Origin of the sequence: Streptomyces sp. LBL, from assembly GCF_029893585.1 — a bacterium.
Classification (GTDB): Bacteria; Actinomycetota; Actinomycetes; order Streptomycetales; family Streptomycetaceae; genus Streptomyces.
Genome location: NZ_JARXYX010000003.1, coordinates 40,274 through 61,898 on the forward strand (window position 1 = coordinate 40,274; position 21,625 = coordinate 61,898).

13 protein-coding genes are annotated in these 21,625 nt (G+C 70.9%); 5 read left to right on the forward strand and 8 right to left on the reverse strand.

The features are described 5' to 3' along the window. Positions 1-78: 78 nt before the first annotated feature. Together xylB and M2271_RS04280 are read left to right on the forward strand one after the other, a co-directional pair. Positions 79-1,524 (forward strand): xylulokinase, encoded by a 1,446-nt coding sequence (gene xylB / locus M2271_RS04275; RefSeq protein ID WP_280885734.1) that lies wholly within the window; start codon positions 79-81, stop codon positions 1,522-1,524. Positions 1,525-1,588: 64 nt separating this feature from the next. Beyond that, positions 1,589-2,797 carry an ROK family transcriptional regulator gene (locus M2271_RS04280; RefSeq protein ID WP_280885735.1) on the forward strand — a complete coding sequence of 403 codons (1,209 nt, stop codon included), beginning with the start codon at positions 1,589-1,591 and terminating at the stop codon, positions 2,795-2,797. A 276-nt stretch (positions 2,798-3,073) separates the two neighbouring features. Here M2271_RS04280 and M2271_RS04285 read toward each other — a convergent pair whose 3' ends face one another. The 7 genes from M2271_RS04285 to M2271_RS04315 all read right to left on the reverse strand — a co-directional run bounded on the left by M2271_RS04285 (position 3,074) and on the right by M2271_RS04315 (position 12,075). Then, positions 3,074-3,631, reverse strand: a complete 558-nt coding sequence (locus tag M2271_RS04285; RefSeq protein WP_280885736.1) for an NADPH-dependent FMN reductase — start codon at positions 3,629-3,631, stop codon at positions 3,074-3,076. A gap of 5 nt (positions 3,632-3,636) precedes the next feature. Then, entirely contained in the window at positions 3,637-4,323 is a 687-nt protein-coding gene (locus tag M2271_RS04290) for a cytochrome P450 (protein WP_280885737.1), read from the reverse strand. A 216-nt stretch (positions 4,324-4,539) separates the two neighbouring features. Beyond that, on the reverse strand, positions 4,540-6,705 hold the full coding sequence (locus M2271_RS04295) for a beta-L-arabinofuranosidase domain-containing protein (RefSeq protein WP_280885738.1): 2,166 nt from the start codon (positions 6,703-6,705) through the stop codon (positions 4,540-4,542). 77 nt (positions 6,706-6,782) lie between these two features. Continuing rightward, positions 6,783-8,753: a beta-L-arabinofuranosidase domain-containing protein gene (locus M2271_RS04300; protein ID WP_280885739.1), complete on the reverse strand. Its 1,971-nt coding sequence runs from the start codon at positions 8,751-8,753 to the stop codon at positions 6,783-6,785. Between the two features lie 119 nt (positions 8,754-8,872). After that, positions 8,873-9,694 carry a carbohydrate ABC transporter permease gene (locus M2271_RS04305; protein WP_348539144.1) on the reverse strand — a complete coding sequence of 274 codons (822 nt, stop codon included), beginning with the start codon at positions 9,692-9,694 and terminating at the stop codon, positions 8,873-8,875. A 28-nt stretch (positions 9,695-9,722) separates the two neighbouring features. Then, positions 9,723-10,685 carry a sugar ABC transporter permease gene (locus tag M2271_RS04310; RefSeq protein ID WP_280885741.1) on the reverse strand — a complete coding sequence of 321 codons (963 nt, stop codon included), beginning with the start codon at positions 10,683-10,685 and terminating at the stop codon, positions 9,723-9,725. Positions 10,686-10,758: 73 nt separating this feature from the next. Further along, positions 10,759-12,075, reverse strand: coding sequence for an extracellular solute-binding protein (locus M2271_RS04315; protein WP_280885742.1), 1,317 nt, complete (start codon positions 12,073-12,075; stop codon positions 10,759-10,761). Positions 12,076-12,367: 292 nt separating this feature from the next. On the opposite strand from M2271_RS04315, the gene M2271_RS04320 reads away from it, so the two are divergent. The 3 genes from M2271_RS04320 (at position 12,368) to M2271_RS04330 (ending at position 18,249) form a co-directional block, all read left to right on the forward strand. Beyond that, on the forward strand, positions 12,368-13,396 hold the full coding sequence (locus M2271_RS04320; protein WP_280885743.1) for a LacI family DNA-binding transcriptional regulator: 1,029 nt from the start codon (positions 12,368-12,370) through the stop codon (positions 13,394-13,396). A 425-nt stretch (positions 13,397-13,821) separates the two neighbouring features. Next, complete coding sequence (locus M2271_RS04325; RefSeq protein WP_348539145.1) at positions 13,822-17,091, forward strand: hypothetical protein; 3,270 nt, start codon at positions 13,822-13,824, stop codon at positions 17,089-17,091. Between the two features lie 12 nt (positions 17,092-17,103). Continuing rightward, complete coding sequence (locus M2271_RS04330; RefSeq protein WP_280885745.1) at positions 17,104-18,249, forward strand: RICIN domain-containing protein; 1,146 nt, start codon at positions 17,104-17,106, stop codon at positions 18,247-18,249. Between the two features lie 425 nt (positions 18,250-18,674). Here the strand turns inward: M2271_RS04330 and M2271_RS04335 are convergent, their stop codons facing one another. Continuing rightward, a complete protein-coding gene (locus M2271_RS04335) occupies positions 18,675-21,623 on the reverse strand; it encodes a hypothetical protein (RefSeq protein ID WP_280885746.1) in 2,949 nt (982 codons plus the stop codon). Positions 21,624-21,625 lie beyond the last annotated feature (2 nt).

Here is a 21,625-nt window from a genome sequence, read left to right on the forward strand (position 1 = left end):
CGTTTACAAATTAGTATGCGAACGCTTCTCTGGGAAGACAGACCCCGTAGAGCCGCGAAAAACCTTAGGGAGAGTCCGATGTCAGCAGCCGAGGGCCCGCTCGTCGTCGGTGTGGACACGTCCACACAGTCCACCAAGGCCCTGGTCGTCGACGTGTCGACCGGACAGGTGGTGGCGCGCGGACAGGCACCACACACCGTGACCTCCGGGGCCGGCCGTGAGAGCGACCCGCGCCAGTGGTGGGACGCGCTGCGCGAGGCCCTGCACCAGTGCGGGGACGCGGCGCGCGAGGCGGCCGCGGTCTCGGTCGGCGGGCAGCAGCACGGTCTGGTCACGCTGGACGCGCAGGGCGAGCCGGTGCGTCCGGCCCTGCTGTGGAACGACGTGCGCTCGGCGCCGCAGGCCCGTCGGCTCACCGAGGAACTGGGCGGCGCCAAGTTCTGGGCCGAGCGCACCGGCTCCGTCCCGGCGGCGTCGTTCACCGTCACGAAGTGGGCCTGGCTGGCCGAGAACGAGCCGGAGGTCCTGCGCGCCGTCAAGGCCGTACGGCTGCCCCACGACTACCTCACCGAGCGGCTCACCGGGCAGGGCACCACCGACCGGGGCGACGTCTCCGGGACCGGATGGTGGGCGTCGGCCACCGAGTCGTACGACTCCGAGATCCTCGCCCACGTGGGGCTCGACCCCGCGCTGCTGCCCCATGTGGTCAGCCCGGGCGAGGTGGCCGGGACCGTGCGCGACGGCCATGACCTGCCGTTCGCGAAGGGCACCCTGGTCGCCCCCGGTACCGGCGACAACGCCGCCGCCGCGCTCGGCCTGGGCCTGCGCCCCGGCACCGCGGTGATGAGCCTCGGCACCTCGGGCACGGTCTACGCCGTGTCGAAGCGGCGCCCCACCGACCCGACCGGAACCGTGGCGGGCTTCGCCGACGCGCACGGTGACTGGCTGCCGCTGGCCTGCACTCTGAACTGCACGCTCGCCGTCGACCGCGTCGCCGCCCTCCTCGGCCTCGACCGCGAGGCGGTGGAACCCACCTCCGCCGTCACCCTGCTCCCCTACCTGGACGGCGAACGCACCCCGAACCTGCCGAACGCCTCGGGCCTGCTGCACGGCCTGCGCCACGACACCACCGGCGGCCAGCTTCTGCAGGCCGCGTACGACGGCGCCGTCCACGCGCTGCTCGGCGCGCTCGACCTGGTCCTCGACGAGGACGCCGATCCCTCGGCCCCGCTGTTCCTGATCGGCGGCGGCGCCAGAGGCACAGCCTGGCAGCAGACCGTACGACGGTTGTCCGGGCGCCCCGTCCAGGTGCCTGAGGCCGAGGAACTGGTCGCGCTCGGCGCGGCGGCCCAGGCGGCCGGCCTGCTGACCGGCGAGGACCCGGCCGCGGTCGCGCGGCGCTGGAACACCGCCGCCGGGCCCGTGCTCGACGCCGTACAGCGGGACGAGGCGACCCTGGCCAGGATCTCCGGGGTACTCTCCGACGCGGCCCCGCTGCTGGAGCGGGGGACGGACCCGAGCTGACGGACACTTCGCGCAGCACGCCCGTGAACCGATCGCCGGACACCGACCGAGGACGGGCGGAGGCATGACCGCACCGCGGTACGAGACTCGACCGGCCGGCCCCGGCCGTGCGCTGCCCGACACCCAGCAGGGCATGCGGCGCCGCAACCTGGCCCGGGTGATGCACGCCATCAGTGCCGAGGGGTCACTGTCCCGTGCCGCCGTCGCCTCGCACATCGGCCTCACTCGTGCCGCGGTGTCGAGCCTCGTCGACGACCTGATCCGCTCCGGTCTGCTGGAGGAGCTGGGCCCCGAGCGGCCCGGCCGGGTGGGCAGGCCGGGGTCGGCGCTCGCCGTGAGCGGACGTGGACCCGCCGGGATCGGTGCCGAGATCGGCGTCGACCATCTCGCGGTGTGCGCGGTCGATCTGCGCGGGCGGGTGCGGTCCAGGGCCGTGCGGTACGGCGCGAACCGGGGCCGTCCCGCCGAACCGGTGATCATGGAGCTCTCCGGGCTGGTGCGTCGGGTCGTCGCCGAGGCACAGTCCGAGGGGCTGTGGCCCGCGGGGCTGGCCGTCGCGGTACCCGGCCTGGTGGCGCGCGACGCCCGGACCGTCGTACGCGCTCCGAACCTCGACTGGCACGACACGGATCTCGGCGCCCTGCTGCCCGCCGAGTTCGCCCCGGCCGTGGGCAACGAGGCCAACTTCGGCGCCCTGGCCGAGCTCTGGCTCGGTGAGGGGACCCCGCGCGACTTCCTGCATGTGTCGGCGGAGATCGGCATCGGCGCGGCGGTGGTGGTGGACGGGCAACTGCTGCGCGGCACCCGTGGTTTCGCGGGCGAGTTGGGCCATGTGCCGGTCCACCCGGACGGGCCGGACTGCCCATGCGGCGGGCGCGGTTGTCTGGAGCAGTACGCCGGTGAGGAGGCGGTGCTGCGGACGGCCGGGCTGGAACCGGGTGAGGACCGCGTCGGACTGCTCGCCGAGCGCGCCACCGACGGTGACGAGAACGTACGGCGTGCCCTGCGCGCAGCGGGGGAGGCGCTCGGAATCGCACTGACCGGCGCGGTCAATCTGCTGGACCCGCAGGCCGTCGTGCTCGGCGGTGCGCTCGCGGGCCTCGCGCCCTGGCTGCTGCCGTCCCTGCGCGAGGAGTTGGCCCGGCGCACGGCGGGACCCGCCTGTCAGGTGTCCGTGTCCCGGCTGGGTTCCGAGGGGCCGTTGCTGGGGGCGGCACACTCGGTGGTACGGGCGGTGCTGGACGATCCGGCGGCCGTGGCGGAACGGGTCTGAGCGCGAAAGCAGCCGGGCCCGCGCATCACCTCGTCCGACCCGCGCACCACCTCGTCCGATCGACCGACGGGCACATCAGGCACATCGGGCAGTGCGTGAGGGCCGTCGCCCTTGCGGCCCTGAAAACAGCCACCGAGGGCGAGGTCACCGTCCTGTACCGATGAAGGACGCGCCGCGCGCGAGCGCCACTGTCGGTGAGGTGCGCGTCGCCCTGCGGGCGGTCCGGGGGCGTACGCGCCGAGCGACACGTGGCGAACCGCATCGCTCCCGGCGGTGTCAGGCGGTCGGTGTGCCTTCCTTCTCACGGATTCCGGCCACTGCTACGGCCAGGTCGTCGAGCAGTTCGCGCAGTTCCTTCAGGGTCGGCTCGTCAGTGATGTGCCCGTCCCTCACCTTGCGGGTGGCCTGGGGAATGCGCAGGCTGTCAGGCAGCACGCTCGCTCCCATCACGGTGAGCGTCTCGGTCAGCCATGCCCTCGCCCGGTCACCCCCGGTGATCGCGGGGGACGCGCTCGCCAGGGCGACCGGTTTGGCGGCGATCTCGCCTCCGCCGACGAGCCATTCCAGCGCGTTCTTCAGCACGCCCGAGGTGCCGTGGGCGTACTCGGGGGTGGCGATGAGCATGCCGTCGGACGCGCCGACCCGGGCTCTCAGCTCTGCCACGATCTCAGGCAGTGCGGTCTCCTCGACATCGGCGTTGAAGAAGGGGAGCCGTCCGAGATCCGGCTCGATGGTCAGTTCCCACGGCGGGACGAACAGGTCGGCCGCCGACCGTAGCACCGCCGCGTTGAGCGACTCCGATCGCAGACTTCCGCACAGGGCAAGGATTTTCATGGGGATCAGCCTACGTTTCCGAATGTGACGGGCAGGGAGGAAAGGGCGCGCGAGACGGTGGACGGGCGGTAGGCCGGCTCTCCGTCCAACGAGAGCCCGGGCAGTTTCGCGAAGACGAGAGGGACGGCGATGCGCGCCTCCAGCCGGGCCAACGGTGCTCCCAGGCAGTGGTGGATGCCGTGGCCGAAGGCCAGACGGGAGCGTTCGCCGCGGGTGATGTCGAACTCGGCGCCGCTCAGGAAGCGGGCCGGGTCGCGGTCGGCGGCGGCCACGCTCAGCGCGACGGCCTCGCCCGCCGGGATGGTGACGTCTCCGATGCTGACCGGCTTGCGGGTGAAGCGCCAGATGACGTTCTGGATCGGACCGTCCCACCGGAGCGCTTCCTCGACGGCGTCGGGCCGGCGCTCCGGTTCCCGGGTCAGCAGATCGAGTTGGTCCGGGTGGCGCAGGAGTGCCAGGACGGTGCTGCCCAGCAGGTTCACGGTGGTCTCGTGCCCGGCGGAGAGCAGGAGCGCGAGCATCGAGACGAGTTCGTCCTCGCCGAGCCGGTCGGCCTCGTCGCGGGCCGCGATGAGCGCCGAGGTCAGGTCGTCGCCCTCCACCCGTTTACGTGCCGCCAACTCCCCGAGACAGCCGTGGACTTCCTGGAAGGCGGCCATCGCGGCCTCCCGGCTGTCCTCGTCGTTGCTCATCACCGCCTCGACGGCGCGCAAGGCGGCTGCCGCGCACGGCTAGTGCCGCTCGCCCGGCGGACGGTGAGCCCGTAGAGGCTCCGATTCTCCGGAGTATCGGAAGAGGGCGCCTGACCTGGACTTTGACGTCAGGCGCCGTCCGCTCAACCTGCTCTCGCGGTCAGATCCCGCATGCCGTCGACCTGAGGACCCTCAGGGCCTCAGGGCCTCAGGGCCTCAGGGCCTCAGGACCACGCGGCCCGCGGCCGCGACGACGCGATCGCGCTCGGTGCGCGTGAACAGTCCCTCGGACAGCCATCCGTCCGCGAGGGCACGTACCGCCCTCACGAAGCGGCCGGAGGTGGCGAAGGGAGCCTGCTCCCAGAGCACGTCGAGGAAGGTCGGACCGTCAACGCGCGCGCGGTTGGGCACGCCCGAGTCGGTCGTGCCGAACACGACGACGGGTTCTGAGCGCTTGAAGTAGGCGTGATAGCGGGTGTCGTCCGCTACGTGGAACGGTGCGAGGGTCAGGCCGTGCGTGGTGAAGTGCATGGGGCGGCCCTCGGGTTTGACCGAGTCGGCGAGATCGCCCCGGAGCGTGAAGTCCTTGTAGAAGGAGAACGTGCGGAACTGCCGTTCCTGGCTCCGAGCGACCAGCAGGACCGGCCCGTAGAACACCGACTGGACGGCGGGGTCGTCCAGTGCCCTTTCGATGCGAAGGCGGTAGGGAGCGGAGATCCGGATCTGGTCGCCGGGTCGCCAGCTTCTGCTCAGGGTGAGGTAGCTGCCGGGCACCGCCTCGGCCTGTTGCCGGACCCCGTTGACCGTGACGGTGAATCCTCCCGTGGCCCAGGACGGAACGCGGAGTCTCACGTCGAGTCTGCCAGTGCCCTCACGGATCGTCAGCGTGCGTACGCCCTCGGCCGGGTACACGCTCGTCTGCTCGACGACGAAGCCCCTCTCCGGCCACCGCAGCGTCGAGGCGAGAGAGAGGTTGACGTACAGCGTGCTGCCGTCGGCGGAGCAGAAGTAGACCGAGTCCTGGTACTTGGTGTGGTTCTCCATGCCGGTGCCGCCGCAGCAGGTGCCGGTGTTGTCGTACTCGCGCTGCGTCCCTGGGCCCATCCCGACGAAGTAGGTGACCTCCGGGCTGTCCGTACTGGGGGTGTCCCGGCGTGAGGCGAGGATGTGGTTGGTCAGGCCCCGCTCGTAGTAGTCCATGTAGGCGGGGTCCTGCTGGTGGAAGAACAACTGCCGGCTCAGCTTGAGCATGTTGTACGTCGCGCAGGTCTCGGCGTTGTTGTCGTCCAGGGTGGCCGCGATGGCGCCCCGGGCTCGGAACATCTCACCCTGACCCGTACCGCCCAGGCTGTACATCCGGGGGTCCACGACCATCTTCCAGAAATTGCGGGCCGCGGCCGCGTACTTCTCCTCCCCCGTGTGGTCGAACAGCCGCACATAGCCGGTGAACTGGGGAATGTGCTGGTTGGCGTGCCGGCCGTCGAGGACGTCGCGGTCCTCGGCACAGGCGTCCAGCAGCGTGGTGTTGTCGAAGCAGCGGGCGGCCACGAGGTGCTCCTCGCGCCCGGTGAGGGCGTACAGGTCCGCCAACACCTCGTTCATCCCGCCGTACTCCCCCGCGATGTAGATCGACCACATCCGCTCCAGTTGTGCCTTCGGCAGGCGGCCGAGGCGGCTGTGCACCCAGTCGCCCATCGTCGAGGCGATGGTCAGGGCCTGCGCGTTCCCGGCCAGGGTGTGCGCGTCGAGGAGACCTCGCATGATCTTGTGGCAGGTGTAGTACGGCGCCCAGATGGTGGGGTACGTCGTGTAGCCCTCCAGCAGGATGAACTGCGTCTCGGGGTACGCCGCCAGGTAGCCGGGGTGGCTCGGTTTCGGCGAGCCGTGCTCCGCCAGGGCCTGCTGGCACTCGCCGAGCGCTCCGACCAGGTAGTCCAGCTTGGTCTTGAGCGCGGCCTCCCCGGTGTCGGCGTACGCCTGGGCGATCAGAGTGAGGAAGTGGCCGCCGAAATGGCCGCGCAGATTGCCGTCGGAGGTCTCCCAACCGCCGGGCGCCTGGGCACCACGGGTGTCGAGCCCGGCGTTGGCCCGGAAGACGGCCAGAATACGGTCGGCCGGGTACGCCCTGGCGAAGTCGAGCATCAGGTCGCGCTTGCGGCGGAACACGCTGTCGCCGAGGGTCACCTGGTCCAGTGGGAAGGGGCGCACAGCCCAGGTGGGCGGGGCGGGCACGGCCGCCGCGTCGGCCCGGACAGGCACCGCGGTCGGGATGGGGCCGGTCGCCTCGGCGTACGCCGAGGGGGTGGCGTACGCGAGCGGGGCCGCGGCCACGCTTCCGGCGGCGAGTTTCAACCAACGGCGTCGGGTGGGGGGTTGGGACATGCTCGGACTCCGGTCGTCGGTGGTCGGCGGGTAAGGGTGGTGGTACGGAGACCGCGGGGTCATGGGGCAGCCTGCGGTCACGGATGGGTGCTGTCCGGCGGGGTGGCACGGTCCGCTTCCACGGCCGGCAGCCACACCCGCACCGACGAAGGCCCCCGGTTCGCCCAGGAGTGATAAGGGACCAGGACGATCCCCGTGCGGTCGGCGGGCGGCGCGGCGGTGGTCGCGTCGAGGGGCCGGTACGGCCAGGTCTCGTCGCGCCGCCCGTCGTACGCGGTGATCTGGCCGGCGGCGACCACCGTGCCGTCCGGCCCGTCCTCCGGCGACGCGGACGGGTCCACCCGAATCACGTCGACGTCGTGTCCGTCCGGCAGGTCCACGGACTCGGCGCAGTACACCAGCGGCCCGCGCTGGAGGGCAACCGTGCCGCGGACGGCGTCGACGCGCGGGTCGGCCCGGATCCAGCGCGGCCGTACGGGCAGTTCGAGCCGGATCTCGTCACCGGGCCGGAAACCGCGGGTCACCTCGGTCATGCCCGGGGGGACGGTGCGGCGGATCCCGTCCGGGTCGACCAGCCATACCGTGGCGCCCGCCGTCCACGCGGGGACGCGCAGCGACACGGTCCACGGGCGGTCCGACGACGACCGGTCGATGCGCACGGTCACGCTTGAGCCCGACGGATAGTCGGTTCGGACGCGCAGCGCGACCCCGTGGCCGCCTTCGAGCGACGTGGCGATCTCCGCGTCGGCGTACTGGTGCAGTTGCACGCCGTGGTCGTCGGCCGTCGCGAGGTACGCGGGCAGCTGGGCCAGCGTCCGCGCCACATTGGTCGGACAGCAGGACACCGCGAACCAGGGCGCGCGCAGGCTCGACTCGGCGCGCGCGCTCACCGCGTCCATGGCGGGCATGGCGCCCCGGTGGCGTCGGTGCAGGGTGTTGGCGTAGAAGAAGGCCCGGCCGTCCTCCGCCGGGGACGTCGCGACCACATTGAACAGGGTTTGCTCGGCGAGGTCGGCGAACCGCGGCTCGCCGGTGGCCAGCAGGAGCCGCCAGCTGAGCATCACGGAGGCGACGCCGGCGCAGGTCTCCGAGTAGGCGCGGTCCGGCGGGAGGACGAAGTCGTCGCCGAATGACTCGTCCTGGTGGTGCGAGCCCATGCCGCCCGTCAGATAGGTCCGTCGGGCGACCGTCGCCTCCCACTGCCGTACGACCGCGTCGAGCAGGTCGTCGTCCCCGGTCTCCACGGCCACGTCGACGGCGCCGGCCGCGAGGTAGAGGGCGCGGACGGCGTGGCCGCGCAGCACCGTGGCCCGTCGTACGGGCAGGTCGTCCTGGTAGTAGGCGCGGCCGAACTCGCCGTCCCCGAGCGTGCCGTGGCCGCGGCGGTCGACGAAGAGCGCGGCCTGGTCGAGGTAGCGCTGTTCCCCCGTCAGCCTGGCCAGTTCCACCAGGGCTGTCTCGATCCCGGGGTGGCCGCAGACGCCTTCGATGCCGCCCCGCCCGAAGGTGGCGCAGACGTGGTCGGCCGCTCCTCGGGCGATCTTCGTCAGTTCGCCCTCGCCCCGGGCCCGGGCCTGGGCCACGCCCGCCTGGATCAAGTGTCCGTGGCAGTAGAGCTCGTGGCCCCATTCGAGGTCGCTGTAGCGGGGCTGCTGTCCGGGGTGGCCGAACGCGGTGTTCAGGTAGCCGTCCGGTGACTGGGCGGGCGCGACAGCCCCGGTGAGTGCGGCGATGTCGGTGTCGAGCGTGCCCGCGGCGCCGGCCTGCCAGGCCATGGCTTCGAGGAGCTTGTAGAGCTCGGAGTCGGCGAACTCCCGGCCGCGCCGGTCCCGGTGGACGCGACCCTGCGCGGCGGCCCGGAAGTTGCCGGTCCAGCCGACCCTTTCCATCCAGTCCCGGCAGTGGCCGAGGGTAACGCTCTCGTTGATGTGCCGGCGGCGGGCCCAGAACCCCCCGGTGATCCTGACCTCGTCGAGACCGAGCGGTCGCAGCCTGCCACGGGTCGGTGCCACGGGCAGGACGAGTGATCCCGCTGTGTTCTCCTTCACCACTTCATGCCTTCGGTTGTCCCTTCGGTTGTCCGGCCAGGTCGTTGGGCGAGATCATTGAGCGAGGTCGTTCGGCGAGATCGTTGGGCGAGATCGTTCGACGCATCGGCCATCAGTCATCAGCCCTTGAGCGCGCCTGACATGAAGCCCCGTATGTAGTGCCGTTGCAGCAGCAGGAACAGGAACAGGCAGGGCACGGCGAGGACCACCACGCCCGCCTCGGTGGCGCCGTAGTCGACGGCGCCCATGCTCTGCTGCCGCAGGTTCGCGACGGCGAGTGGCAGCGGCGCCTTCTCGCTGTCGGAGATGAGGATCAGCGGTGCGATGAAGTCGTTCCAGGCCGCGAGGAACGCGAAGAGACCGACGGTGATCAGTCCCGGTCGCACCGCCGGAAGGAGGACCCGCCGCAGGGCGCCGGCCGTGCCGCAGCCGTCGACCAGCGCCGACTCCTCCAGTTCGCGGGGCACCGCCTCGAAGGAGATCCTCATCATGAAGGTGGCGAACGGCAGTTGGAACATGGCCAGCACCAGGCTCAGTCCGATCAGCGAGTTCTGCAGATGGAGTCTGCCGAGCAGCACGTAGAGAGGGATGAGGAGGGTGGCGTAGGGGACCATGAGGATGGCCAGGGTCACCAGGAACAGCAGGTTCTTGCCGGGGAAGTCGAAGCGGGCGAAGGCGTAGCCGCCCAGCAGCGACACTCCGAGGGTCAACGCGACGGTCAGCGCGGAGACTACGGTGCTGTTGAGGAGGTATCGCCACAGGCCCGCGTCGTAGTCGAGCAGCGTCCGGTAGTTGCCCAGGCCGTAACCGGACTCCTGTGCGGTGCCGGGCTGTCCGCTGACGGAGGCCCAGGCGTTCCACAGCAGCGGAAAGAGGAAGACGACGGCCAGACCTCCGGCAACGACGTAGTGGGGCGTGCGACCGAGGGCGCGGGTCAGCACCGTGGTGTCCCTTCTCATGAGCTGCGGCTCATGACTCGTCGGCGCGGCGCAGACCGCGGAACTGGAGGACGTTGAGCAGGAGCAGCACGCCCAGCACAGCGATCGACAGGGCCGCCGCGGTGCCCAGGTCCATCCGCTGGAAGGCCTCGCGGTAGATCAACTGGACGACGGTGACGGTGCTGTTGTCCGGTCCGCCCTTGGTGAGGATGAAGAACTGGTCGAAGGCGAGCAGTGATCCGGTCACGCACAGCAGCAGCGTCAGGGCGAGGGACGGCCGCAACAGCGGCAGTGTGATGGAGCGGAAGATCTGGCCGCGGCTCGCGCCGTCCATGCGGGCGGCCTCGAACACCTCCTGGGGGATGCGCTGGAGGCCCACGAGAAGGATCAGCATGTAGAAGCCGGCGAACTTCCAGACGATGAGGAAGACCGTCGACAGCAACGCGGAGGTCGGTGTGCCGAGGAAGGACACCGGGTCGTCGACCAGGCCGAGTTTTCCCAGGATGCGGCTGAGCGGGCCGGTGGTGGGGCTGTACAGGCCCCAGAACAGCAGGGAGGCGGAGGCGAGTCCCAGGGCACCGGGCAGGAAGTAGACGGTACGGAAGAAGCCGGCCCCGGGCCGGGACTCCTGCACCAGCAGGGCGAGGAGAAGGGCGAGACCGAGGAGGACGACCGTGACGATCACGGTGTAGAGGAGGGTGAAGCGGACCGCGGGCCAGAACAGGGTGCTGTCGGTCGCGTCGGTGTAGTTCTCGGGGGCGTTGAGGCCCCGGTCGCCCGCGAGGAGCGGCCAGTCGCTGAGCGACATCTGCCCGACGAGCAGCAGCGGCAGCAGGAAGAACACCGCGACGAACACGGCGGTGGGGGCCGCGTAGGCGAGACCCTTCGCTTTGCGGGACCGCCATCGAGGTGGGGTGGCACGGGACGGACGGACCCGGCGTTCCGGCCGGGTCCGGGGTTCGGCCGCCGCTGGGTCGGCTGCCTTGACCTGCATGACTCTCCTCTGCCGTGCGACGTGGGAGGGGTTCTGCGGGGCCGCCGGTGTTCGTTCAGCCGGCCCGTGCCGTTCAGTCGGCCAGCGAGGCGCTGACCGCGTCGTTGTCCTTGTCGACGGACGTCCCGTCGCCGAAGACGGCGTCGCGCATCAGACTCAGCCAGGGCCCGTTGGGGTCGTTGAAGGTCTGGCCGAACTTCAACGCGTACGGGGTACGGCCGTCAGCCACGAGTTCGTTGATCGTCACCAGCCGCGGGTCCGCCTTGGAGTACTTGTTGGATGCGAGGTCGGTGCGCGCCACCACGTCCTTGTGCGCGGCGACCACCTCGACCTGTGCCTTGTCGTCCAGGGACCAGGCGAGGAAGTTCCAGGCCTGGTCGGCGGACCTGCTGGTGGCGGAGATGCCGATGGCGTCACCGCCGACGAAGGTGGATGTGCCGCCGTCGGGTCCGGGGATGGGCGCGACGCCGAGGTCGAGGTCCTTGGGCATCAGCCCCAGGGTGGTCGACGGCATGGGCATGACGCCGACCTTGCCCTTCGGGAAGACCCCGGTCCAGGTCGTGCCGGTCTCCTCGCGGGCGCCGGGGGCCACGATGTCGTCCTTCACCCACCCGCGGTAGGTGTCGTAGACCTTCTTCGCGGTGTCGGAGGCGAGAGACGCCTCGGTTCCCTCCTTGTTCAGCACCTCTTCCCCGGCGGCCCAGACGGACGGCCACCAGGTGAAGACGCCGCAGCCGCCGCAGTTGCCGCCGAAGAAGGTGCCGTTGACGCCTGAGCCCAGCGCGTCCACGGCCCGTGCCTGCCGGTCCCACTCACTCAGACTGGTGGGCGGCTTGTCGGGGTCGAGCTTCGCCTTTCGGTAGAGGTTCTTGTTGTAGAAGAGCACCGACAGGTCGAGGGTGTGCGGTACGACGTACTTCTTGCCCTCGTACGTGCCGGCCTTGATGTGGGACTGGGCGAGGTGCTCGGCGAAGGGCAGGGCGTCGATGCGTTCGGTGAGGTCGGCGAAGAGTCCGCTGGAGGTGTAGTTCGGCACGAACACCACGTCGGAGGCGAACAGGTCGGGCAGGTCCTTGGCTCCGGCGGCCGCACCGACCTTGGCCTGGTAGTCGTCGGTGGGGACGACGGTCAGCTCGATCGTGTTCTTGTGGCTGGCGTTGTACGCCTTGACCAGCGCCTCGCTCTGCGGCCGGGTCGCCGCGCGCGTCCACATCGTCAGCGTCGCACCGTCGTCGACGCCGTCGGCATCCGCCGCCCCGCTTCCTCCCTCACCGCCCGAGCCGCCTTCGCCCGACCCGCACGCCGTGACCAGACCCGCCGCGGCGAGCAGGGCTACGGCGCCGGTGACGAGACGGCGTACGCGTCCACGTGGTCCGACCGTGCTGCCCATGTTCGCTCCCCCTCTTGTCGCGGCCGGCCGCGCGGCCGGCCGTCGGGACGATGGATGCCGATGGCTGTGGTGGCGCTGGACCGTGCGAACGGGAAGGAACCGAAAAGGTTTTCTGAGACGCTAGAACTCGACCTGTTACTCGTCAATCCCCTTGCAACGAACGAGTGTCGACGGATCGTCGCATGGCACGACGGATCCGTCCGAAACCTTTCGCGTAACCTTTCGCGTACTGTTTTACGCCCGACGTGTCAGCCTCGACGGCCTCGGCACGCGACGCGAGACAGGAGCACCCATGGCACGGGCCACCGACCCCTCTCGTTCGCAGCCCGCCACGCTCAGCGACGTCGCCCGGTTGGCAGGCGTGTCCATCGCCACCGCGTCCAAGGCCCTCAACGGCCGCAGTCAGGTGCGCGCCGAGACCCGGCAGCGGGTGGTCGACGCGGCCGAGCGACTGTCGTTCCGGCCCAACCAGCTGGCCCGCGGTCTGCTCGCCGGGCGCACGGGCACCGTCGGTCTGCTCACCAGCGACCTGGAGGGCCGGTTCAGCATCCCGATCCTCATGGGCGCCGAGGATGCCTTCGGAGCGGGCGAGGTCGCGGTGTTCCTGTGCGACGCCCGTGGTGACGCGATCCGCGAGCAGCACTACGTCCGCGCGCTGCTGGGCCGCCGGGTCGACGGCCTCATCGTGGTGGGCAGCCGGACCGACCCGCGCCCGTCCCTGGGCCGCGAGTTGCCCGTCCCTGTCGTCTACGCGTACGCGCCGTCGGAGGATCCGGCGGATCTGTCCATCGTCCCCGACAGTGTGGGCGCAGGCCGGATCGCCGTGGAGCATCTGCTCGCCTGCGGCCGTCACCGGATCGCGCACATCACCGGCGACCCCGGGTATCTCGCGGCACGGGAGCGGGCCGAGGGCGCCCGGTCAGCGCTCGCCGACGCCGGCCTCGCCCTGGTGGGCGAACCTCGGTTCGGGGTGTGGTCGGAGGGCTGGGGGCGGGCGGCCACCGCGATGCTGCTCGACCAGGATCCGGACGTCGACGCCGTCCTGTGCGGCAGCGACCAGATCGCCCGCGGCGTCATGGACGTACTGCGCGAGCGGGGCCACCGGGTACCGGAGGACGTGGCGGTCATGGGCTTCGACAACTGGCGGGTTCTCACCTCTGCCTCCCGTCCCCCGCTGACCAGCGTCGACATGAACCTCGAACAGGTCGGGCGGGCGGCCGCGCACGCCCTCTTCGGCGCGATCGCCGGGGCTCGGCGCTCGGGCGCCGAGGCCCTGCCCTGCCGCGTGGTGATCAGGGGCTCCACCGCGCCGTTGTCCTGAGCGCCGCGGCCGGTGCACCGGGGCCTCGTCCATCCCTCTTGACACTTCCGGGGCCCGGACCTACGTTGCGAAAACCTTTTAGGTCGTTTCAGCACCTCCCGGAGACTCGGGGGACCGCCTCTCCGACCGTTCCTCCTCTCCGTTCTCCAGCGCTTCGCCCTGCACAGTTTATGTCATGAGCACTACATGAGCGACGGCAGCCGATGCCCCGTCACCATGCGCGCCCGGGTGCAGAGGCTTGCTGTCGATCGGACAGGGAGCATCCGATGAGAAGACGACGGACGGCGGTCCCCGGCGGGGCCGACAGCGCGTCCCACCGGTACGACGCCGGCGCACGAGGCGACGGCAAGCACGGCCCGGCTCCGGCCGGAATCGGCCCCGACGGCCGTTCGGCTGTCGGGAGTCCAGGAACGGCAGGCCCTGTGCTGAAGCGTCTCCTCGTCGCACTGGTGCTCACCGTCTGTTCCGTCTTCACCGCGACCCCGGCCCACGCGGCGCAGACCATCGGGTTCCCCACGTTCGGCGGACCCGCGATCCCGTCCCCGCCCGTCGCCTACACACCGGGCGACATGATGCGGAGCATCTACGACGCGGAGAGTTCGGGAACCGATTTCTGGATGGACCGCCTGCTGGCCCGCTCCGGCAACGACCCGGCCGGACCCTGGCTGATGAGCCGTGGCCGCGCCGTCTTCATGAAGGAGCACGACCCCTCCAAGCTCGGGTTCGGCGGCAAGGTCGCCTACTGGGAGAGCATCAACGACAACAGCGCCTACACCGTCGCGATCACCCCGGGCACCTTCACCGAGCAGGTCTCCCAGCGTTGGCAGGCGCCCAGTCACTGGAAAAGCGTGCACACTAGCGGCTCGATCACGGTCAACCAGACCAAGTTCATCACCGACAACAACGTCGCCGTGACCAACCTGTCCATCAGGAACGGCGGCACGAGCTCCACCACACTGCAGTTACGGGCGACCTCCCCGTACGCCACCACGGGCACCGGCAGCGAGCTGACCGGGCAGGTGAACGCCTACAACAACCTCACGACCATCCGCCCACGGCTCACCGGCGACGGCTTCACCGCCACCGGCGGCGGCCTCAACCGGTCGGTGACGATCGCGGCCGGAGCCACGGTGACCGCGAAGGTGGTGATGGGCTTCGTCACCGACGAGATCCCCGAGTCCCTCACGGAGTACAACGCCTACGCGGGCTACTCCCCCGCGACCGCGTTCGCGACCCACGTCCGGGCCTACAACCTGTGGTGGGCGCAGAACGTGCCCTACATCGACGTACCCGAGGCCGCGATCAAGAAGAGCGTCTACTACCGCTGGTGGCTGATGCGCTTCAACAACCTCGACGCCGACATCCCCGGGCAGACCTTCCAGTTCCCGACCTCCACCGAGGGCGTCCTCGGCTACAACAACGCGATCGCCCTCACCCAGCCCATGCACATCGACGACCTCAAGTACCTGCGCAACCCGGCCTACGCGTACGGGGACTGGCTCAGCGTCGGCCAGACCTCCAAGGGCGGCCGCTTCCTGGACAACCCGGGCGACCCGGAGAACTGGTCCAACAGCTACACCCAGTACATCGCCGAGGCCGCCTGGAAGAGCTACCAGATCCACGGCGGTCAGCCGGCGATCGCGGGCAATCTGGCCCACTACGCGGAGGGCGACGTCAAGGGCCAACTCGCCACCTACGACCACGACAACAACAAGCTGATCGAGTACGACTGGGGCGCCCTGACCGGCAACGACGCCGACGCGGTCTCGTTCCACTGGAAGCCCGGAAACATGGACCGCGCCGAGTCCGCCTACCAGTACAGCGGCGCGCTCGCCGCCGCGCAGGCCTACGAGGCGATCGGCAACACGGCCAAGGCCACCGAGATGCGCACGCTCGCGACGCAGATCAAGGACGCGATCGTCAACGTGCTGTGGAACCCCAACCGGCAACTGTTCGAGCACCGGTTGAAGTCGACCAACGAGTGGGTACCGTGGAAGGAGATCAACAACTACTACCCGTTCTCGGTCGGAGCCGTCCCCAACACCGCGACCTACAAGCAGGCCCTGCGTCTGTTCGACGATCCGGCCCAGTACCCCGTCTTCCCCTTCTACACGGCCAACCAGGTCGACAAGAAGGCGGCGGCCGACGCCGGGTCTCCGGGCTCGAACAACTTCTCCACCATCAACTCCACGGTCCAGTTCCGGCTGTACTCCTCGGTGCTGCGCAACTACCCCAACTCCTGGATGAACGCGACCGACTACAAGAAGCTGCTCTACTGGAACACCTGGGCGCAGTACATCGGCGGCGACACCCGGTGGCCCGACGCCAACGAGTTCTGGGCCGACTGGAACGGCAGCTCGATCGACTACCGCTCCTGGATCCACCACAACATCCTGGGCAGCAGCAACTGGACCGTGATCGAGGACGTCGCCGGTCTGCGGCCCCGCAACGACGCCAAGGTCGAACTCTCCCCGATCGGCATCGGCTGGGACCACTTCACCGTCAACAACCTCCGCTACCGGGGCTCCGACCTGTCCGTCGTCTGGGACGATCCGGCCGACGGCGTGGTGCGCTACCCGGGCGTCCCGGAGGGCTACTCGATCTACGTCAACGGCAACCGGGTCGCCACCGTCAACTCGCTGGTGCCCTTCACGTGGGACCCGGCCACCGGTGACGTCACCACGACCGGCACGGTCACCCACCACACGGCCGTCCCCGGCCTCAAGGCTCCCCACCAGGTCGTGCAGGACAGCCCCCGGCTGGTCGACATGTTCGCCAAGGCCGGTGTCGACCTGACCGCCGATCTGACCGATCTCGCCGCCGGGGCGACGGCGTCCGCCTCCCACACCGGCTCCGGCAGCACCGTCTCCGGCGCGGTCGACGGCTATCCCACCAACGAGCCGTACTGGGGCGCCGGCGGCTCCGCCAACAGCCAGGACTGGTACGAGCTGAACCTCAACGCCGCCCGCACGTTCAACGAGGTGCGCCTGTACTTCAAGGACAGCCGCCCGGCGAGCACCACCTACCGGGCTCCGTCCGCGTACAGCATCCAGTACTACAACGGCAGTACGTGGGTGGACGTGCCCGGCCAGACCAAGAGCCCGGCGGCACCACGGGCCAACTACAACCTGGTGCGGTTCCCCGCGGTCGACGCCCAACGCGTAAGAGTGCTGGCCACGAACGCCTCCGGGGCCAAGACGGGCCTCACCGAGGTGAAGATCTTCAACCGGGGTGGCGTCCAGCCACCGGCCAACCTGGCGACGTCCGCGACGGCTTCGGCCTCGTACACCTCCTCCTGGGAGAGCGTCAGCGCCGTCAACGACGGCATCGACCCGCCGTCCTCCAACGACACCGTGAACCCGCGCTGGGGCACCTATCCCGAGACCGGACAGCAATGGGCCGAACTGACCTGGCCGTCGGCGAAGACCATCGACAAGGCCCAGGTCTACTTCTTCGACGACGACCAGGGCATCGACATGCCCGCCTCATGGAAGCTCCAGTACTGGAACGGCAGCGCCTACGTCGACATGCCGGGAGCGAGCGGCTACCCCCTGGCCACCAACCAGTACAACACCGTCACGTTCGCCGCGACGAACACCACCCGGCTCCGGGTGCAGCTCACCGGCAACGGCACCAACTCTGTCGGGCTTCTCGAGGCAAAGGTGTACGGCCCCACCACCACCTCCACGCGATGAAGGGTGTGCCCAGTGACCCGTTCCAGATTCCTGTCCGTGCTCACCGCCGTGCTCGCCATGGTGGTCGCCTTCCTGGTGGCGCCCCCGCCAGCTGCCGCAGCCGTCACGTTCACCTCGACCGGGGTGAACCAGAACGGTGGTAACTGCCTTGATCTGCCGGGCAGTTCGTCGACCGACGGAACACAGCTGCGCTCGTTCACATGCGGCTCCGGAGCGAACCAGAACCTCGGCTTCACTCCCGTCCCGGGGTCGAGCGACCTCTACACGATCACCACTCAGTCCGGTCAGTGCGTCGATGTCTCCGGCGCGTCCACAGCGGACAACGCCGCGATCATCCAGTGGCCCTGCCACGACGGGACGAACCAGCAGTGGCGGCTCACGCCGGTGTCGGTGAACGGCACGGACAAGACCTTCAACCTGGTCTCCGTCAGCTCCGGCAAGTGCGTGACGCCGAGCGGCGGTTCGTCGGCCTCGAACACCAACCTGGTGCAGCTGCCGTGCGCCACCGCGAACGGCAGGGTGTGGCGGCTGCCCGGCTTCGCCGGCAGCGGCGGCGACCCGGCCACGCCTCCGGCAAAGACCGTCCGGGTGTACTGGCTGAAGCCCTCCGACGTCCCGTTCGACCAGCGCTACCCCGACGGCATCGCCAACGTGATGCGGGAGGCGCAGCGCTACTACAAGCAGGAGCTCGGCAAGACCTTCACGCTGAACAACCCCGTGGTCGAGGTCGTGGGCGGTGACCAGCCGCGGAGCTGGTACGAGAACACGCCCAATGGCGGTGACCGTTACTGGTGGGCCGTCACGAACATGCAGAACGAACTCGCCAGAAAGTTCGGCCTGGACAACCCCGACAGCCGGTGGCTCAACGTGGGCGAGATCAGCGCCGAGGGGGAAGGCGCGGGCGGGGGCGCCAGTCCTGGATGGGTCGTGCTGAGCGGGCACGACGCCGACGGCGCCGCAGGCACCAGCGGACAGTCGATGAACCGCTGGTACGGCGGGATGGTGCACGAACTCGGACACGCCTTCGGCCTGCCGGACGCGGCCTCGACCGACGGCACACCGATGTCCGCGTCCTTCTACGACTACCCGAACACCCACTTCAACCAGAGTCAGAAGAACCAGATCCTGAACGGCCCGTACGGGAGTTTCCTGTCCTGATGCCGACCGTCGGCAGCGAGGCATCGGTGCGATGCCCCGCTGCCGGTCGGAGTGAGCCGAACGCTCGGTCCGTTGGCGGTCTCGGCCAGGATCCGGGCCAGAATTCACCGGCGTGGCGCAGGTCGTGGGGGCGCTTCGCCGTCTCCGGGGCTGCTCGTCGCCGACGGCCCCGGGGAGGCGGTCCCGGTGCCGGCGGCTCGGGGAGGCGGTCCCGGGGGCGGGGGGGGGGGTGGGCCCCGCCCCCCCCCCCCCCCCAACGGCGCGCCCGCGGGCCGGCCCGGGGCTCAGCGGGGGGGGGGGCGCGGGGGGGGCCCCGGGGGCGGGGGGGGGGGGGCGCCGGGGGCGGGGGGGGGGGGGGCCGGGGGCGGGGGGGGGGGGGGGGGGGCCCGGGGGCGGGGGGGGGTGGCCCCCCCGCCACCGCCACGTCACTCCTCGTCGCGCAGTCGGGCCGCCAGGGAGATCAGCGGCTGGGTCTCCTCGGTGTGGCCCGAGGCGGTCAGTCGGGAGATCGCCGCGTCGAGGCGAGCGAGGGCGGGGGCCGGGCGTTCCAGGTAGAGGCCCTCCACCGCGCCCGCGAGACGGACGCACTCGGCCCACTCGCCGGCGCGGTCGTCGTCCCTTCCCGGCTCGCCGAGCAGGGCGAGTGCCTTCTCCAGGGCGGCCAGGGCGGCCTCGTACTCGCCGGCGTACGCGTTGACCCGTCCGTGTTCGTAGGCCAGAGCGGTGTCCAGGGAGCGGCCGTGGGTCTCGTGTCCGGCGGCGCGGGCCTCGTCGGCGATCCGGTCGGCGTCGGCCAGGAGAGCGAGGGCGTCGGCCAGGCCGTCGGGGCCCTGCTGCTTAGCCTGGAGACGGGCGAGTTCGCGCAGGCAGTTGCTGAGCTGCTCGTAGCTCGGGGCCTGGGCGTGGGCGACGAGTACCTGGTCCGCGACCTCGCGGGCCCGGCCGAACTCGCCGGTCTCACCGAGGAGGACGGCCGTCTCCGCGGCGATCATGACGTGGCTTCCCGGGTCGTCGTCCCAGCCGGCCGACTCGGCCGCGAGGGCGACGAACTCCGCCGTGGCGACCTTGAGGTCCTCCCCCGCGCGCAGCGCGCGGGCGCGGGTCAGGCGCAGCTGAGCGACGAGCCGGTCGTCCATCTCTCCGGCGGCGACGTCCGGTTCCGCCAGCAGAGAGTCGAGCAGAGCGATGCAGTCCTCGACGCGGCCCAGGTCGAGACTGAGCTGAGCCGCGTTGCTGTACGCGCAGTACGCGTCCGTACGGCTGCCGCGGCGAAGCTCCACCTCCGCGGAGCGCGTCAGGTGCCGCAGGGCCTCCTCGGGACGGCCCAGGTGCATACAGGCCTCGGCCAGATCACCGTGCAGGCGGGCGGTGCCGGCCGCGTGGGCCGGCCAGTCGGCGGCCACTCGCAGGGCTTCGGTCAGGTCCGCGTGCGCGGTCTGCGCGTCCTGGAGCAGGAGTTGGAGCCGACCGCGCAGCCCGAGCGCGCGGGGCAGGTGCCAGGCGGGGCCGTGCGCCTTCAGCCGGTCGAGGAGGGCGTCGATCTCGGTGATCGCGGCGGGTCGGTCACCGGATATGGCATACGTGCTGGCCCGCAGCATCAGGGCACCGGAGATCTGCCCGACGAGGTCGTGCCGGGTGGCGAACGTGTGCAGCAGATCCGCCTCGGCGAGGACCGGCGCGACGTGCGCCTCGCTCCCCGACGTCTGCAGGCGCAGGCCGAGCGCGGTCGCCCGCAGCCGCAGCAGACGGGCCTCCTGGAACGGCGCGAGGCCGGTCGTCTCCTCGTGCAGGCGGACCGCGGAGGCGTGGGCGGCGGTCAGGGCGGCGACCTTCGCCTCGGCTCCGTCGGCGGCGCCCGGCGCGGGGATCTCGGCGGCAGGGAGCAGGGCGCAGGCACGGGCGAGCGCCGCGTGTCCCGGCAGTCCGGCGTCGCCGTACAGGGCCGCGGCCTCCTCGTGGAGGGCGGCGGCGTCGGCGAACTCGTCCTTCTCGCCCGCCGAGCTCGCCTCGTGGGCCAGCAGGTCCGCGCGCAGCTGTACGAGCGGGCCCACGGCCGGGTCGTCGGGGTGGGCGTAGTCGCGGGCGGCGACGAGGGTGCTCAGCCGCGCCCAGCAGGCCTGTGCGTCCGGGTGCCCCTGCTCGTCCAAAACCCTTGCACGGAGGATGAGTTCGGGCAGCGAGTCGGGGACGGCCGCGGCCGCACGGGCGGCGGGCGCGGCCACCTGTGCCGCCGGGGTCACGTCGTCGAGGCTGCGGGTGCGCAGGGTCAGTTCCAGTGCGTCCAGGAGCGGGGCACGGTCGAGGCGGGCCTTGCGGCGATCGGTGTGGGCCGCGGTTCCGTTGCGGGCGTCGAAGCGGGCGGCGAGGTCGTCGGCGCGGCCGCGCACCTCGGCGCGCAGGCCGGCCACCGTCCAGCTGCGGCCCGCGTACCCGGCGGCGGGCAGTTCGCCGTGGCCGACGAGTTCGACGCGCTGGAGGAGGACCTCCACGCCGGTGAGGAAGCTGAGCAGCTCCAGCGGCGAGTCGACCTCGTCGAACAGGCTCCGGTTCTCGGCGAGCAGTTCCACGCCGCGTGCCTCGTTGCCGGTGAGCGCGCAGAACTCCAGATGCCGGCCGACCTCCGACGACATCGAGGGGTTGCGGCGGCAGCTGCGGTAGCCGGTGAGGTGCAGTTCGCGGGCCCGGTCGGTGCGGCCGGTGCGCAGCAGGGGCAACAGCGCGTGCGAGACGGAGCGGGCCGGCTCCTCCTGGCAGGATTCCTGCCCGGCCAGGACGGGCTCCCAGGTGCGCAGCGCCCGCTCGTCGTCGCCCGCCGCGAGGTGGTGGAGCGCGCGCTCGCAGATCTCGCAGGCCTCGCAGTCGCTGAGCCGGGTGCGGGTGCGGCCCGCCCACAGCTCGTAGGCGAGGGTGGTGTCCTCACCGACGTGGCTGGCCAGCTGGTACGCCTGCCCGTAGTAGGGCTGGAGGCCGAGATCGGCCTTCTCGTAGCGGTCGCGCATCTCCGTCAGCCACTGGCGCAGGCTCGCCAGCGGTATCTCGGGCAGCGCACGCAAGGCGTTGGCCACCCACTTGAACCGCCAGAACAGCAGGTGGCGCAGGCGTTCGTCGAAGACGTCGGGCTGCTCGTCGAAGAGGGTCAGCAGGCGGGCGAAGACGACGGGCGACTTCCGGGGTTCGGAGCCGTACGTGTACGCCTCCTGGAGTTCGAGAAGCGCGTGGACGAGGGGGACGGGCTCCGCGAACTGCTCGGCGACGTCGACGAGTTCCTCGGCGGTGACGGTGCGGGTACGCCCGTAGGGGCGCCGGTCGTTCTCCTGGAGCGCCTGGAACAGCTCGTCCGTGTTCTGGGGATGGGGTGCGGGTGCGGTCGGCATCG

What these genes read in the sequence shown, in the direction of transcription:
- xylB (WP_280885734.1), top strand. Translation starts at nt 79, where the DNA reads ATGTCAGCAGCCGAGGGCCCGCTCGTCGTCGGTGTGGACACGTCCACA.
- M2271_RS04280 (WP_280885735.1), top strand. Translation starts at nt 1,589, where the DNA reads ATGACCGCACCGCGGTACGAGACTCGACCGGCCGGCCCCGGCCGTGCG.
- M2271_RS04285 (WP_280885736.1), bottom strand. Translation starts at nt 3,631, where the DNA reads ATGAAAATCCTTGCCCTGTGCGGAAGTCTGCGATCGGAGTCGCTCAAC.
- M2271_RS04290 (WP_280885737.1), bottom strand. Translation starts at nt 4,323, where the DNA reads ATGAGCAACGACGAGGACAGCCGGGAGGCCGCGATGGCCGCCTTCCAG.
- M2271_RS04295 (WP_280885738.1), bottom strand. Translation starts at nt 6,705, where the DNA reads ATGTCCCAACCCCCCACCCGACGCCGTTGGTTGAAACTCGCCGCCGGA.
- M2271_RS04310 (WP_280885741.1), bottom strand. Translation starts at nt 10,685, where the DNA reads ATGCAGGTCAAGGCAGCCGACCCAGCGGCGGCCGAACCCCGGACCCGG.
- M2271_RS04315 (WP_280885742.1), bottom strand. Translation starts at nt 12,075, where the DNA reads ATGGGCAGCACGGTCGGACCACGTGGACGCGTACGCCGTCTCGTCACC.
- M2271_RS04320 (WP_280885743.1), top strand. Translation starts at nt 12,368, where the DNA reads ATGGCACGGGCCACCGACCCCTCTCGTTCGCAGCCCGCCACGCTCAGC.
- M2271_RS04335 (WP_280885746.1), bottom strand. Translation starts at nt 21,623, where the DNA reads ATGCCGACCGCACCCGCACCCCATCCCCAGAACACGGACGAGCTGTTC.